This window comes from Gilliamella sp. N-G2 (genome assembly GCF_002142215.1).
In the GTDB taxonomy this organism is placed as follows: domain Bacteria; phylum Pseudomonadota; class Gammaproteobacteria; order Enterobacterales; family Orbaceae; genus Gilliamella.
In genome coordinates this window covers 21,380-36,421 of record NZ_NAST01000013.1, presented here as the reverse complement: position 1 = coordinate 36,421, position 15,042 = coordinate 21,380, and the positions used below count along the sequence as shown (strand labels likewise).

Below are 15,042 nucleotides of genomic sequence, written 5' to 3'. Positions count from 1 at the left end.
CTAATGGTAAACCAAGAAATCACCAATAGAAAAAACACCTTCTTTAAAGATTTATCTTCTACAAGAAATGATATGGAATGGCTAATACATAAACATCTTATTCGTACCCCTGCATATATTTTTTTAGATAATCAAGATAAAGAGCAAAAACTAGCTGAAATATTAAAAAATTACTTCAATATTAACTACAAGGATTTTATCATAGTCGGTTCTGCTCAACTTGGTTTTAGTTTAAATCCCCAAAAAAATTATAGAGACTTTAACGAGTCGTCGGATATTGATATAGCGATTATCAATCAGAATTTATTCATAGAGCTAAAACAGGAACTTTATAACTTTACTGATGGTCTCAATAATTGTTGGAAAGGAACACACTTCCATTCAAATCCCAAAGAATATACTTTTCTTGATAACAATTTTACACCACCAAAAAAGTATGTGATTCATGAAAATCAATTTAAATATTACAAATACTTATCTCAAGGATGGTTTAGAGCTGATTTTAAACCTAACGAGTTTGAAATATGCCGTAACAATAAAAAATTTAGTGACTTTAATAAAGAAATAAAAAAAGTATTTTCTAGAAAAATTGGACTAGCAATTTATGAGAATTGGTTTTTTTTTCTTGACTATCAAAGCAGAAATTTAACTAAATTAAAACTTAAAACAGAGGTTGAACCTAATGTTGCAAACTGAAAATCAACAAATAAAATTGGATGCCAGTGTTCCTGCAAATAATTATAAAATTATAGAAATTTATAATAAAGTCAAAAAAGATGAATGGGATGTTAGGCCTAGTTTTCAAAGGAAACTGGTCTGGAAAAAACAGCATAAAATTAATTTTATTGAAACAATTTTATTAAATTACCCATTCCCTGAAATTTATATAGCGCCAGGTGAAATGGATTCTGAAACGCTAAAATTTAGTGATATTGTCGTCGATGGTCAACAGAGAACTACGACAATTGTTAATTATATTGAAGCTAAGGACATTTTTGCCCAAAAGATAAAAAAACTAAAATCATTTAAAGAACTATCTGATATCGAAAAAAGAGATTTTTTGAATTTTGAAGTTTCAATTAGATATTTAAAAAATGCAACCCCCGAACAAATTAAAAATATTTTTCAACGAATTAATAGTTCCGAATACTCTCTAAATCAAATAGAAAAAAGTCATGCACAATATGGAGATAGTGAGTTTATATTATTTGCAAAACAGATAATTGAAAAAGAATGTGATATTGATTATTCAATTATTGAGTATAAATTAGATGAAAATAATCGAGAATTATTACACAATTTTTTTGTAAAAAAATCAAATATTTTTAGTGATAATGATATTGATAGAATGCTAGCTTTACAATATATAATTACCTTGCTTTCTACATTTTTAGAAAATGGGGTATATTTCAATAGGGTAAGTAAAAACGAATTTTACATTCAAGAATATAACGGTGAATTCCCAAAAGCCTTTGAATATGAACAAAAATTAGTTGAGATTATCCAATTTATTGAAAGTATACGCTTAAGTAGTGATTCAATGTGGTTTACTAAATCAAATATATTTACACTTATCATTGAGTTATATAAATTCAATCTGAATACAAATCAACCATTAGATTCGATAAACCTTGTAGCTCTAAAGTCCAAATTAGATGATTTTGAAAAAACATATTATGAGTATTTGGGAGACAAAGAAAACTATAAAGAAAAAACACCTGGTGATATATTATATTTTGAAGCATCACGTCAAGGTGTTAACGATGCTGAACCTCGAGCAAATAGAGGAAAAGTAATAGAAGCTTTTATCCACGATTCTTGTTAAAAAATATTTGTATCTGGTTAAAGTTAAAGTTCAACTAGATACAAATAGTATGTTTACTTATCCATATTAAGTCTAATAATGCTTGAAAAAATTATTATTAATAGCTCGATGACTTTAGTTATTATTAATCAATTTTGGTCCATTCATCATACTTATCTTGTTGATCAGGAAAAATGATGATCTCATAAAGATTATCAAGGGTTACGCCAATAAAAAAATTATCCCCGGGTTTACACTCATTTATATATTTATCATAATATAAACGATATTCATGTCGACCCGAACCGGATCTTGAATTATACCAGGTAAGATGTATAGGTTTAGGGGGGGGTATTCACAATTGAAAATGAAGCTGAAATACTGAGTTTTTGGTCATCAAGAATTTTACCAAAAAGACTTTCTAACTTACTGACGCCATGTAACTCATGCTGATTAGATTTATGTAAATCTACATCAGATTGTGTTAACGTTTTAATAAACGATTCTTTATATTTTTTCACTATTTTATCCTTAATTTTATATATACCCTGGACTATTTTATTTATTTGACGTAATATAGCTATAAATATTTATGTTGATACTTATAAATTGTGAAATATATTGAACTATTTTCAGGGTGTGGTGGTTTATCTCTAGGTTTACAATCTGTTGGATTTGAGCTAATTATGGCAAATGAATTATCACCAATGGCTGCAGAAACCTATGCTTATAATTTTTTTAATGAAGACTTAACCAAAAATAAATCTCCAATACATACACTATGGCTATCAAGTAATTTTCCTCTGGATGAAATAGGAAAAAGATTGAGAGAAGATCCTAGATCTTTTCCTTCAATTAATACTAAAAATAGATATTCTGAATTAAATGAAAATATTGATTTAAATAAAACTCTTATTGTTGGAAACATCAGAGAGCTTAATATTTTCTTAGAAAAAAACTCACAATTAATAGAAAAAATAAAAAGTCATGATATCGATCTTATTGCAGGCGGACCACCTTGTCAAAGTTTCAGTCTAGCGGGTTTACGTGAGAAAGATCACGACAGAAATACATTGCCGATAGAGTTTGCAGATTTTGTCAAAAAAATAAACCCCAAAATTGTTTTACTGGAAAATGTCAGTGGTATCCTTAGTCCTTTTGTAACTAAAGATGATAATACAAAAAAATATCATGCATGGTTTGAAGTATCTAAAGTTTTTGCTAAGCAAAAATATCTACCTCTATGTTTGGTTGTTAATGCGAAAATACAGGCGTCCCACAAAATCGCCCTAGATTTATTCTTATTGGAGTCAGAATAGACTATTATAATACTATTGAGAAAAATTTAAATGATACTGAAAAACAACTTTTCCAATCTGCGAAAAAACTCATAAGCAATAGTGATACTAATTTAGAAACAATAGATTACAGCCATTTAAAATGTTGGGATGTTGAAAAGGATTTTTCAAAATTTATAGGCAGCTTTTTAAATCCTCTAGTAAGTTTTATTGATAATTTTCATTCAGTTAAAGATGCAATTGATGACTTAAAATCTCAAGGAGAAGAAAAAAAGATATCCCCTTATATCAAATATATTAATAGTAAACTAAAGATTAAAAGACAGGGAAAAGCAAACAAGATTTCAAATAATGAAAGACGTAATCATAAACTATTAACTAAGCAGAGGTTTAGATTATATCAAGTTATTGAAACAATAAGTAAAGACTCTAAAAAAGAAGTTATGGATCTTCTTAAGCAACAAATCAAAATACTTAGTAATACAGCTAAAAAAGAGATAATTAAACAAGAATTGCTTACTAACGAAGGAATATTGAAATCCAATTTTGATAAAAAAATATTATAAATTATATTGTGAAATTGAAAACAAAAAAAATACCCAAAGAGCTTTAATAGAAGATCAGCCAGCATTTACAACATTATCTATACCTGATGATATATGTCATTATGATAAAAATGAATTGAGAACATTAACTGTTCGTGAAATGGCTAGAATACAATCATTTCCTGATAACTTTATTTTTCGATCTAAAGTGACTACAGGCGGAGAATATAGAAAATTTGAGGTACCACAATATACTCAAGTTGGTAACGCAGTGCCTCCTCTTTTAGGGGAAGCATTAGGTAAAGTAATAAAAAATATTTTAACAATACATAATAATTCTTAGAAGATCTATTTTCATGTTTTATATGATATTGAATCATCAAAATCTACCAAAATAGAAAACATCAAGAATTTTATTAATTACAGGATTTATACCTGCACATATCGCAAATTACCGGATTTTTAGTAAATATAAAAATCCGATAATAATTGAAAGTCCTTGATATAGTTGATACGTCATTTCATTAATTCCCGGATCCGACAATTGTTTAATAAAAAAACCAGACATTTTGTCTGGTTTTTTACTATTTTTAATTGTTATTTTTATTAAAGATAACTATTGAGTAAAATTTAGTACTAATAATTCGGCATTATCAATTTTATTTATCTGTTTACTGACAAACAGGACGATTAATTTTTAAATCAGATACAGCTTTATTCATCTGTCTAATCATATCCTTAGGACTTTGTGCGATATAAACTTTGCCTCGAGTAGCATTAGCTACACAATCTATTTTATGTTCACCCGCTATATCAACGATATTTATCTTGAGTCGAGGTTTTTGAGCTGCAATATAATTAGCTAACGTGCAAATATTATTTCTTGAGCAATTATCATCGCCATCACTAATTATAAGGATATAATCATCTCGTTTTACACCATCAAGCATCTTACTTGCTTTTTCTAATCCGCTATAAAGTGGTGTACCTCCGCCACCAGCTGCACTTGGTGTTAATCGATTAATTTTACTTTTTAAAGCGCCTCTGCCTGAATAATTATAAAATGGTGTTGTATCTGCCGCTGGACAACTATTTAATGCCACTAATGCTATATTAATATTTTGTTGAATTTTATCGATACTAGTCAATGCCACTTTTTTACTGGTTGATAAACGAGTCGGTAGTCGAGACATCCGTTTTTCATACGCAATTCTTTCTGATGCAGGCATATAGCTAGGATAGCCATGAGTTAAATAATTAAAATATTGCTGAACTTGTGAAGGAGGCTCTGCTAATGTTACCGTCATTGATAAAGAATTATCAAAGATCAACGCCATTTTGGATGGATTAGTATTTTTTACCAATTCTTCCTTAGTAATACAATTTGGTGGATTTTTTACTTTTGGCGCTGGTTTAGGTTCTGATTTGCTAACCGACTCTGGTGTTGGGTCAGGTACAACTACAGGTTGTGGCTCTGAAACCTGTGGTTCTGATTTTAATTCAGGTTTAGGTTTAATGACAAGTTCTGGCTGTTTTGCAAATTCAACGGTTAGTTCCGTTTTTTTCGGTTCAATTGGTTGTGTAATCGCTGGTTCGACGATTGGTTCCACTTTGTTGCTAGTCTTTTTGAAAGGATTAAGAAAGAACCATAACAAACCTAAAATTAATAATAAAAGTAAAACTAAAATTAAGGAATACCACCATCGCCAAAAACTTTTTGGTGCGACAATTGGCGGTTCAGGTAATACAATTGGTTCAAAAGTATCAATAATAACTGGTTCATTATTAATTACATAAATTTGATTATTTGGACTTTTAATTCTTGATAACCATGAAGACACTAAAGCTTTTTGTTCATTATCTAAAGAAATTAATTTGACTGTAGTCTCAATATCATTGATTCGAGTATGTAAGGCGTCTTCAATTACAGCTTTTTGCGACGAGTCACCTATATCATTAAGCAATATAGGTTGGCCTTCAAGATCAGTATACCAGGCAATATATTGGTTATTTTCTATTAATCTTGATGAAGCAAAAATTGAAAATGTTCTTGTGGTCAAATGAGGTTTAAGTATTGAAAGTAAAGAATTATACTGTTCCAGTAACTGCATCTTGTCTATGTTATTATGATCAAAAGCAATACGAGTTATTCTTTGCATCTCTCAACTTATTCCTTGTTACTTAAAAAGTCATTATAAAAGTCTATTAGTTAGCTAAATATTTAATTTATAAATTGTCAATTAAATCAAAATTATTATATCTTATTTACAAATAGGTTTACTAATATTCATATCTGAAACGGCATTACTCATTTGTTTAATAAGCTCGGTTGGATTTTGAGCTATATAAACATTACCGCCAGTGCTTTTTGCTACACAATCTATTTTATGCTGTCCGGCAATATCAACAATATTAATTTTTAAACGAGGTTGCGCTGTGGCTATTTCATTAGCAAGAGTACATATATTACTTTTGGTACAATTATCCTCACCATCACTAATAATTAATATATAATCATCACGATTAATACCATCAAGCATTTTACTTGCCTGTTTAACACCACTATATAATGGAGTTGCACTATTATATTCTAGTGGCTGTAACCGTTTAATTTTGCTTTTTAATTTTTCTCTATCTTCATAAGAATAGAACGATGTAGTTTGTGCAGCCGGACAACTTGTTAACGTGACAAGAGAAATATCTATATTTTGCTGTATTTTATCAATACTGGTTAATGCCACTTCTTTACTACTTGATAAACGATTAGGTAATCTGGTCATTTTTCTTTCATAGGCTTCAGCTTCTTTTTCTGTCATCGAATAAAAATTACTTTTTAAATATTTATCGATACTTTCTTGTGATTCCATCAAGGTTAAAGTCATTGAGGCTGAATTATCAAATATCATCACCATTTTAGAAGCCGATATCTTATTAGTAGCTTCTTCTTTAGTTATACAATTCTTAACTTCTGTTACAGTTTCGTTTTTTGGTTCTAAAACATTAGTTTGTTCAACTACTGGCGTTGATTCAACTCTATTTTTTTCTGTATTTTGTGCAATTATTGATGGAGCATCGGATGCTTTTTCTTTGCCATAAGGACAAAAAAAGAACCAAATAAGACCAAGCAATACAATTAAAAACAGTGCGAGTAATAAGAAATACCACCAACGCCAAAATGATTTTGATGTTGGTGGTATTGCTGTAGGTTCAGATAAAATCGGAGCTTTAAATGAATTAACAATAACAGGTTCATCATTAATTACATAAATGGTATTTCCTGAGTTTTTTATTCTCGGTAACCATGCAGATATTAAAGCTTGTTCCTCAGTTGTCAATGACATTGATTTGATTACGAGTTCAAGGTCATTAATTCTTGTATTCAGCGTTTTTTCTATCTGCTTTTTATGTTTTTCATTTTCAATATCATTAAGTAAAATAGGTTGCCCTTCTAAATTACTATACCAACCAATATATTGATTATTATCAATTAACTTTGGATGACCTAAAATTGAAAATGTTCGCTCAGTTAAATTACCCTTTAACAATACTAACAAAGAATTATATTCTTTTAACAAAGAAATCTTATCAGATTCATGCTGTTCAAATATAATTCTTGTTATACGTTGCATTGCTAAATTATTTACCTAAATTTAAAGCTTTTTGTAGCTGTTGAAGTTTTTTATTTAACTTATCTAATTCAACTTGTTTTTCAAGCTCAGATGAATTGGAATTGTTAACTTTCTTCAACTGTTGCTCAATATCATTAACTTGTGCTTGTAAATCATCACGATTTTTAGCCTTTTGTTTTACTTCACTAGTTAATTGAGTTAATTCTGTTTTTAATTTTTGCAACTGTGCTTGCTTTTGTTTAACACTTAATGAAGTCGAATTTTTTTGACTTTCAATCGTTGCATAAATTTCTCTGAATTGTGCATTAGCTCGTTTTTCATTCTCTAAAATTTGCTCTTTTTTATCAATACGAGCTTGATAATTACCTGAATAATTGCAACTAATTTTATCCATAATACCTATGTTAGTATTATTTGGGTCACATTGTTCTGGCGTTGTCGAACATCCCGTTATAAGTAATAATGGACTAAGTAAAAATATAACAGATATCTTTTTCATAATTAGCTTACCCTTACAGCTGAACGTTGTTGAGTAACAAGATTAATTTGTTTTTCAAGTACCGCAATTTGTTTATGTAACTGATTAATTTCTTTATCAAGTTTTGACACATTTACACCTGATTGTCGTTCTTGTGATGAAAGTGAAACCCAATCACTTTCAACTTTTTTCATGCGTGATAATTTATCTTTCAAATAGGCAATATTGGCGTCTATTTGAGTCAGATCTTTTTGGGCCTGTGTTTTAGTAACAGATTGAGAATTAATTTGTTTATTTAATGATTTTAATGTTGCCAAGTTTTTATCTAAAACAGCTTTTGCACTCTCAGTGACGGCTTGGACTTCATAGGTATTTTGCTGAACATCTTGAATATAAACATCAAGTCGCATTTCAGCATCAGCATATTCAGCTCGTTTAGTATCAAGATAATAATTGGCTCCCATCATTACACCACAACCAACAGCAGCTGAGGTTAGACATGTACCGGTTTTACCACCTAATAATACACAACCGATACCACCTATACCTGCCCCTACGGCACAAGACTGCCACGCTGATTTACTAAAAAATTTGGCGCTATTACTTTTACTTAAAGCTGGATCAACATCTTTTGAACTTGCACCACCTGATGTTTGACAACCTGATAGTATCAAAGAGATACACAAAGTTATTGTTACTATTAATTTATTCATTATTACTTTCCTTTTATTTCATTACATGTTTCAAGCCAATTTGTTCGGTCGATTTTCCCTGATTCAATATATTTATTAATATGTTTGAAATAGAGTTTTAAATAATCGCTCATATTAGCTTTACCACTATTTTCAAGTATAAATTGCGTAGGTTTAGATTGATTATTAATAATATCCTTATCATAATTTGTTGCAGTATTTACAATAGTATCTGAATAATATTTTAATATAAAATCACGTGCATTTTTAGATTCATTTAGGACATTATTTAAATCGTTTAGCTTCACTTTGGAACACATATTATCTTCATTCAATGTCTCTATTTCATTTGGATCACATACCTCATTGATCATTGTTTCATATAAATTATTATTATATTCAAATTTAGCATTTAAATCGGAAACATTAGCACATAAAAAAGCACCCAATTGTAATGCTGATTGAATAGAGCGATCTCTCTGTTCATCACGAGCTTGATTGGCACTACGTAAAAGAGCATTAAGTTGATTTAATTCTTTTTTAGTTTTTTCATCATCAACTTGCTTGGTAATTTTTTCTAACTCACTAACCACATTATCATCTTTTGAAAGACCCGCTTGGTTACCCAGTTCATTCCATTCTTTGTCCAGTTCTTTTACTAGATCATTCGACTGTATAACTTCAGTTGTATAAACTAAACGAAATCCGACATCTTTGCTTTTATAAGCACTTTGAACATCATAGTAAGGTTTTTCTATTTTTAACGAGGTAGTTATTGATGCTTCAGGCGTTAAATAACTTCCTCCGCGAACAGTAATACCTCCTTGCTGACCATGATAACGATCAAGTTTATTCATGCGAAATGAATCGAACATCATTTCACTCGCATTACCCAAAATATCATAAAGACCAAGCGGATTGGCTTCTAACCGACCAATAAGTTGTAATTTACCATTGGCTGATTTTGCACCAGAAAACCAAGCATAATTTTCTAAACTATTCCCCATAGGAAATTTTGATTCACGAAATTCTGACTCAGTAACTTTAGCACCACCTCTTGCAGCGTATTCCCATTCAGTATTCGTTGGTAAACGAAAATAACCTTTGGGAACATCATTTGATCTATTTTTTGTTTGTTCAATTAACCAACGATTATATTTATCCGTAAAAGCCACGGCATCAAACCAACTGATGTCAGTAATAGGAAAAGCAAGATTCGTTTTAGCTGTTGGGCAATTATCATTCATAACAGATTGATATTGAAGAGCGGTAATTTCATATTTGCCAATAAGATAATATCTTTCAGCACCACCATCAGAAAAACTACCTGAGATATAATTAGGTGTTGCATACTCAGCGAAACCAAGTTCTTTTTGGTTATTACCTAAAATAATTTTGATATCATCTAGTGGTTTACGTGTTGGTGTAAAAACTTTTTTCATTACCAGACTACCTTCACATGGCATAGGTAGAATAACATCATCATTAGCTGGTTTAGGATTATAAAATTTACTATCCCACGGCTGAGCATATCCAATACTAGGAATAAAACTGAAAGCAATTACCCAAAAAATAGGATTAAACTTACGCATCACGTAGGCTTTCTGCTGGTTGAATACTGATGGCACCTCGTCCTCCTATCGCAACAACAATGAATGATATCAATAGTGTTAATATAAATGCGATAATAAAATGATAAAATTGTAATTGACTAACAATTGGTTGTGAAACTAAATTTTTACCTAAAACGAGATTAAATGCACAATTTCCTAATAAAAATAGCAAACATGATACGATAAAAGCTAAGCAGCTTAACGTCATTGCCTGCATCAGTAAATAGAACATAACTTGCTTAGATTTAAATCCTATAAGCCTCATGAAAGCAATATCTTTACGTTTTCGCTCTATATTAGATAAAAATGAACCACTAAAAGATAATATACAACCAAAAATTGCCGTAATAGCAATCACACTAAAAATAAAACCTAATACTCGGTCAATGGCTTGCATATTTTCAATCACACTAGCCTGAGTTCTCGTCTCTATATTTTTTTCACGCAATTTAAATGCTAAATAAGCAACATCATCAAGTGAATCAGCATAAATTCGGGCTCTTGCAAATGAGTTAGGGTAGGAAGAATCAACTAAACCCGTTCCGGTTGGAAAAATTTTACTTTGATAACCATCATAAAAATGTTCCATTTCAATTAAAAGATCTAAACTTATAAAACCTGCGGCACGGCTATAATATGTTTCAGGAATAATGCCAATGACCTCTAATTCAGTTATCCCTTTTTCCAATTTACCATCTAGTTGTCTGGTGATGACCATCTTTATTCGGCTACCAATTTTTATTTGCATTTTCTCAGCAGCTAAAGAACTCAATAAAATTTGGTCTTTTTTATCAATCAATGGCATATCTTGAGTTATTGGATCACCTTTTGCGGTTGGAATAATTTCAGCATTATTAACAAAATGACTTGAATCATTAAGCAAATCAGCTTGTGTATTCAAAGAACGAGTAAGAGGAATAACAAATGCCGTCTCAGGTTGCTTTGCAATCCAATCGAACATCTGTTGATCAAGTTGTAGATTACCAACAATTTTTATCTCTAAATTTTGTGGATCATTAAGTAACTGATGGCGTAGCTGAGCGACAACACCATACTTCAAACTAAACAACAGCAGTAATGGCGTAATAACAGATATTATAGATGTGATAATACAAAATGATACTTTCTTGTCATACCATAAATCGGCCAATGATAACCGAGTAATAAATCGCCATTTTGATGTTACATTATCCATCTTTTTATACCTTACTTGATAACGGTAAAAATTCTGATGACTGCGTAGAGGATAATTTTGCCGATAAAGTAAACAATCCTTTATTTTCAATCCGTTGCCAATCATGAGTGACAATTAGAGCTGCAATATTATCTTGTTGAGCTTGCTCTATAATTAAATCAAATAGTAAATTAGCATTATAAGGATCAAGTGCGGAAGTTGGTTCATCAGCTAACAGTAACGCAGGTCTATGAATAATCGAACGAATGAAAGATGCTCGTTGTCTTTCACCTATTGATAACTGTTTAGGATATTTATTCAACAAATGACCTATATTCAATTTATCAATTAAGTAATCAAATCTGGTTGGTTCAATATTTTTTTGTAATAACTTCGCTGATAATAAAATATTATCTTTAATATTTAAAAAAGGTAATAATCCACCCGTTTGTAACATAAATCCCAAATATTTTGCGCGTATAGTCGCTAATTCATTTACATCATTGCGTTGAATCACATCAGCAATATCGTAATTTTGATTATCAACTATAAGATGATAATGGCTAATTTCATCAGGTTGAAGAATCATACCAATCATTTCTAGTAAAGTACTTTTACCACAACCACTATCACCTTTAATGACAACAACTTGACCGGCTTTAACCGAAAGCTCTGGTAGGCAAACTTTAAAAAAAGATTTGCCTATCGGTCTGGAAATTACCAGATTATTAATAGTTAACATTTTTTATGGCAACATTTCTAATGGTACAGGATAGACATTTTCGCGCGGATCACTACCTTCAGATAATGAAATCCAACGATCAACATCAGCATTACATTTTTGATAATAACGAACTTTACTATTTAGATTACGGATAAACTTTTCTTGTTCAATTCCACTCATACTCTTCCATGTTTCTTGATCAAGACCAGTTACATCACTTTTATAAGGAATATTATCTAAATACTCGCCAAGTAAACCTAAATCAGCAATCTTAGTGACAGAATCTGATTTTAATTTATTTGGATCTTGTCCCATTGCAGCAGCAACAGAACGTAGTTGTGAAAACATATCATCAGCTGAAATTAATCCATCATTAGCTGCATTAGCTATCTTAGTCACAATATCACTCAAATCACTTAATTGCGATTTAGTTAACAAAATTCGTGGTTCCGCAGTTGGAATAGTAGGTTTAACAAAATCTTTATCAGCAATCCATGCTTTAAAAACAGTTGGCGCTTTAGTTCCTTTAGTATCACCTAGATAAGCTAATTGCATCGCCTTACTCAATAGTAAAGCATCTTTTAACATATCGGCATCATCATCTTTAGCATTAAGCGCATTACCAACTGATGATTCCCCTTTATAAGCTAATTTAACTTGTTCTGATAAAGCTTGTGCTAATGAATCGACTTTCTTTCCAAATTCATTAACATCACCAGCATTAACGGGATAATACAATGATTTATGAATAAAATCGTTATAAGTCAAATCAGAATATTGGGCAGCTGCTACTTGATGATCCTTTTCACCACTCGGTGTTTTTAAATGTAAAGCATAAATTGCAACTCCTTTATGCTGTGCTTCAAGTCGCAACTGGGCTGCATCCATTCCGGTACTTGAAAGTTTATCATCACCTGGAATAGCACTTGCATCGGTAATCAAAATCATATATCGAGCACCAAAGCTATTCCAATTAATATCATTTAATGCTTGAGATACACCTGCATAAGAGTCCTCAGCAAAATAAGCGGTGGATACAGATGCTTGTTTGAGTGAAGCACTTAATTTTTTAAAATCATCTTTATTTTTTACTTTATTTGGATCTGCAAAAACTTTACTGACAAATTCTAATTTATCTGAGGCTTTTAAACTTGAGCGAAACGAAATCAAACCAAATTTAACCTGATCTTGTAAATGTTCTTTTTCAATATGTTGATAAACTCTTTCCACTGCTTCCTTGGTTCTAGAAATATAAGGATCCATTGAAATAGTTGAATCGATAACAAATACAATAGCTGCCTTAAATGGGGCAACTTGATTAGTATTATCATCAGCAGACTGATTAGTCGACTTGTTATTATTTTTAACAACTGTTTCTTGTTTACTAACCGAAGCAACCTCTAAAATTCTTTCATAAAAGCCTTGGCCATTCATTACCTCTTCCCCCTGTAAGATAGGTAATAAATAGAAATTACTTTTAAAATCAATAAATTCTTTAGGTTCTTGTGCCACCACTTGTGGTGTGGTTTTATTTTCTTTTAGTGCATCACGAATAGGTTTTATTAATGTTTCTGGTTTATCAGCATCAACAATTGCTGATAAAGAGTCTCTATCTTTGAAAAATAATAAAGGATCACGTTCAACAGGATTAGTAAAAACTAAAGTCAGTTGCATATTCCAAGCAACAGCACAGGAATTATTAATCCAACCAACAGTTTTGCCATATGAATCAGGCCCCACATTCAACCATTCTTGATTATTTTCATTTTTCCGTTCATACACATAATAACGAGAAAAGGCAGGTACTGATTGACCAGTAGCATCATTAATATTTTTTTTTAACTCACAAGTTGGTGTACTCAAGACTCGCTGATAAAGCGTTGTTTTACCGGCTTGCTTTAACGGTTCTAAAGCCGAACTAACCAAAGGTAAGCAAGTCAGGCTAAATCCGAAAATCAATGTTGAAATTACTGTTTTTTTCATACCTGCACCTTAATTATTTTTGTAATTCAGCTAACCGTTCTTTAGCCAGCTCGTTATTTGGATCATTATTTAATGACGTTTCATACCAATAAATTGCCGTTTCTTTATCTGCCTTGAAGCACTGGTTATCTTGATAAAACTTCACATCGTATTCTTTCGCATAAAGTAAGGCCACTTTGGCATTCAATAAAGATTGATTGGCATATAAACGTTGTGCGATATTACATTTATTAGCTTGTTTAGCCTGATTTATGACATCAATTACTGCATCAGCATCTGGTTTACTCTGTAAACATTGTTGAATAAAAGATAAATCATCAGTTGTTGCATTAGCAATATTACATTGACTATTACTTTGAGTTAGAGAAGTTAAAGGATTTTTATCTTGAGAAAATAAAAAATACCATACTGCAAAGCCAATTCCAGCTAAAGTCAGTAGAATGACAAAAATGATAATAATCAACCCTAATTTACTTTTTGCTTTAGTGGGTTGTGAAGCTGACGCCTCTTGTTGTGTTATCGTTGGTGTTGGCGTTACCTCTATTTCAGATTCCATTTCAGGTTCTACTATTACCTCATTTTCCATCCCAATTGTTTGTTCTTCGGTTTGAGGTTCTACAGGCTGAGAATCATCAGATTCAACAAGATTAGAAGCTACTTTATCCGACTCAAAGGTATTTTGCTTAGTCTCATCAGATATTGATAATTGGGTATTTAAAGCAGACGAAGGGAATACTGTTTCAGCAATATTTACCACCCCTCTATCAATATAGCTTTGATTCTGTTTATCACGGATTTCAGCAAGAAATCTAACACTATTTTCTTGAGATAACAAAGAATCAACTAGCCATTCATCAACGAGACCACTTAATTGTTCATTCTCGACAGACATACTAGTTACAGTATGCCAATTCTTTTCTGGTCCCCATTGATTAAGACCGGACAAATAATAACCATCTTGGTTGCGTTGAATAAGTAGATCAATATCTGCACTACCACTCCATTTTTGCGCCAAAAACTTAGCAACACCCGGTTTATCGCCTTCTAATTCAATTCTTAATGCCATGATATCCTCTATTTCATCACTATGATTGTATTAATA

The 15,042-nt window shown here is 31.0% G+C and carries 14 protein-coding genes; 4 read left to right on the top strand and 10 right to left on the bottom strand.

Annotated elements, in window-relative coordinates:
• The first annotated feature begins 3 nt into the window (after positions 1 to 3).
• Complete coding sequence (locus tag B6C99_RS07525; RefSeq protein WP_143413905.1) at positions 4 to 696, top strand: hypothetical protein; 693 nt, start codon at positions 4 to 6, stop codon at positions 694 to 696.
• Positions 683 to 1,825, top strand: a complete 1,143-nt coding sequence (locus B6C99_RS07520) for a DUF262 domain-containing protein (RefSeq protein WP_086359278.1) — start codon at positions 683 to 685, stop codon at positions 1,823 to 1,825. The genes B6C99_RS07525 and B6C99_RS07520 overlap by 14 nt, the downstream gene beginning before the upstream one ends.
• Before the next feature lie 320 nt (positions 1,826 to 2,145).
• On the opposite strand, the gene B6C99_RS07515 is transcribed toward B6C99_RS07520, so the two are convergent.
• Positions 2,146 to 2,325 carry a hypothetical protein gene (locus B6C99_RS07515; protein ID WP_086359277.1) on the bottom strand — a complete coding sequence of 60 codons (180 nt, stop codon included), beginning with the start codon at positions 2,323 to 2,325 and terminating at the stop codon, positions 2,146 to 2,148.
• 90 nt (positions 2,326 to 2,415) lie between these two features.
• On the opposite strand from B6C99_RS07515, the gene B6C99_RS13385 reads away from it, so the two are divergent.
• Together B6C99_RS13385 and B6C99_RS13375 are read left to right on the top strand one after the other, a co-directional pair.
• On the top strand, positions 2,416 to 3,123 hold the full coding sequence (locus tag B6C99_RS13385; protein ID WP_143413964.1) for a DNA cytosine methyltransferase: 708 nt from the start codon (positions 2,416 to 2,418) through the stop codon (positions 3,121 to 3,123).
• Positions 3,124 to 3,648: 525 nt separating this feature from the next.
• Positions 3,649 to 3,990 carry a DNA cytosine methyltransferase gene (locus B6C99_RS13375; RefSeq protein ID WP_216819421.1) on the top strand — a complete coding sequence of 114 codons (342 nt, stop codon included), beginning with the start codon at positions 3,649 to 3,651 and terminating at the stop codon, positions 3,988 to 3,990.
• Positions 3,991 to 4,318: 328 nt separating this feature from the next.
• Here B6C99_RS13375 and B6C99_RS07505 read toward each other — a convergent pair whose 3' ends face one another.
• The 9 genes from B6C99_RS07505 to B6C99_RS07465 all read right to left on the bottom strand — a co-directional run bounded on the left by B6C99_RS07505 (position 4,319) and on the right by B6C99_RS07465 (position 15,006).
• Positions 4,319 to 5,806 (bottom strand): VWA domain-containing protein, encoded by a 1,488-nt coding sequence (locus B6C99_RS07505; protein WP_086359276.1) that lies wholly within the window; start codon positions 5,804 to 5,806, stop codon positions 4,319 to 4,321.
• A gap of 102 nt (positions 5,807 to 5,908) precedes the next feature.
• Positions 5,909 to 7,276 (bottom strand): VWA domain-containing protein, encoded by a 1,368-nt coding sequence (locus tag B6C99_RS07500; protein WP_086359275.1) that lies wholly within the window; start codon positions 7,274 to 7,276, stop codon positions 5,909 to 5,911.
• A gap of 7 nt (positions 7,277 to 7,283) precedes the next feature.
• Positions 7,284 to 7,775, bottom strand: a complete 492-nt coding sequence (locus tag B6C99_RS07495) for a hypothetical protein (protein ID WP_086359274.1) — start codon at positions 7,773 to 7,775, stop codon at positions 7,284 to 7,286.
• 2 nt (positions 7,776 to 7,777) lie between these two features.
• Positions 7,778 to 8,467 carry a hypothetical protein gene (locus B6C99_RS07490; protein ID WP_086359273.1) on the bottom strand — a complete coding sequence of 230 codons (690 nt, stop codon included), beginning with the start codon at positions 8,465 to 8,467 and terminating at the stop codon, positions 7,778 to 7,780.
• A 2-nt stretch (positions 8,468 to 8,469) separates the two neighbouring features.
• A complete protein-coding gene (locus B6C99_RS07485; RefSeq protein WP_216819420.1) occupies positions 8,470 to 10,074 on the bottom strand; it encodes an SUMF1/EgtB/PvdO family nonheme iron enzyme in 1,605 nt (534 codons plus the stop codon).
• A complete protein-coding gene (locus B6C99_RS07480) occupies positions 10,031 to 11,254 on the bottom strand; it encodes an ABC transporter permease (protein ID WP_086359271.1) in 1,224 nt (407 codons plus the stop codon). Before B6C99_RS07480 ends, B6C99_RS07485 begins: the two co-directional genes overlap by 44 nt.
• 4 nt (positions 11,255 to 11,258) lie before the next feature.
• Positions 11,259 to 11,975, bottom strand: a complete 717-nt coding sequence (locus B6C99_RS07475; protein WP_086359270.1) for an ABC transporter ATP-binding protein — start codon at positions 11,973 to 11,975, stop codon at positions 11,259 to 11,261.
• 3 nt (positions 11,976 to 11,978) lie between these two features.
• On the bottom strand, positions 11,979 to 13,940 hold the full coding sequence (locus B6C99_RS07470) for a vWA domain-containing protein (protein ID WP_086359269.1): 1,962 nt from the start codon (positions 13,938 to 13,940) through the stop codon (positions 11,979 to 11,981).
• Between the two features lie 13 nt (positions 13,941 to 13,953).
• Positions 13,954 to 15,006, bottom strand: a complete 1,053-nt coding sequence (locus B6C99_RS07465) for a hypothetical protein (RefSeq protein WP_086359268.1) — start codon at positions 15,004 to 15,006, stop codon at positions 13,954 to 13,956.
• Positions 15,007 to 15,042 lie beyond the last annotated feature (36 nt).

Coding starts and splice junctions, on each gene's coding strand:
- B6C99_RS07480 (WP_086359271.1), bottom strand. CDS start 11,254: ATGGATAATGTAACATCAAAATGGCGATTTATTACTCGGTTATCATTG.
- B6C99_RS07500 (WP_086359275.1), bottom strand. CDS start 7,276: ATGCAACGTATAACAAGAATTATATTTGAACAGCATGAATCTGATAAG.
- B6C99_RS07475 (WP_086359270.1), bottom strand. CDS start 11,975: ATGTTAACTATTAATAATCTGGTAATTTCCAGACCGATAGGCAAATCT.
- B6C99_RS07495 (WP_086359274.1), bottom strand. CDS start 7,775: ATGAAAAAGATATCTGTTATATTTTTACTTAGTCCATTATTACTTATA.
- B6C99_RS07505 (WP_086359276.1), bottom strand. CDS start 5,806: ATGCAAAGAATAACTCGTATTGCTTTTGATCATAATAACATAGACAAG.
- B6C99_RS07525 (WP_143413905.1), top strand. CDS start 4: ATGGTAAACCAAGAAATCACCAATAGAAAAAACACCTTCTTTAAAGAT.
- B6C99_RS07470 (WP_086359269.1), bottom strand. CDS start 13,940: ATGAAAAAAACAGTAATTTCAACATTGATTTTCGGATTTAGCCTGACT.
- B6C99_RS07520 (WP_086359278.1), top strand. CDS start 683: ATGTTGCAAACTGAAAATCAACAAATAAAATTGGATGCCAGTGTTCCT.
- B6C99_RS07490 (WP_086359273.1), bottom strand. CDS start 8,467: ATGAATAAATTAATAGTAACAATAACTTTGTGTATCTCTTTGATACTA.
- B6C99_RS07465 (WP_086359268.1), bottom strand. CDS start 15,006: ATGGCATTAAGAATTGAATTAGAAGGCGATAAACCGGGTGTTGCTAAG.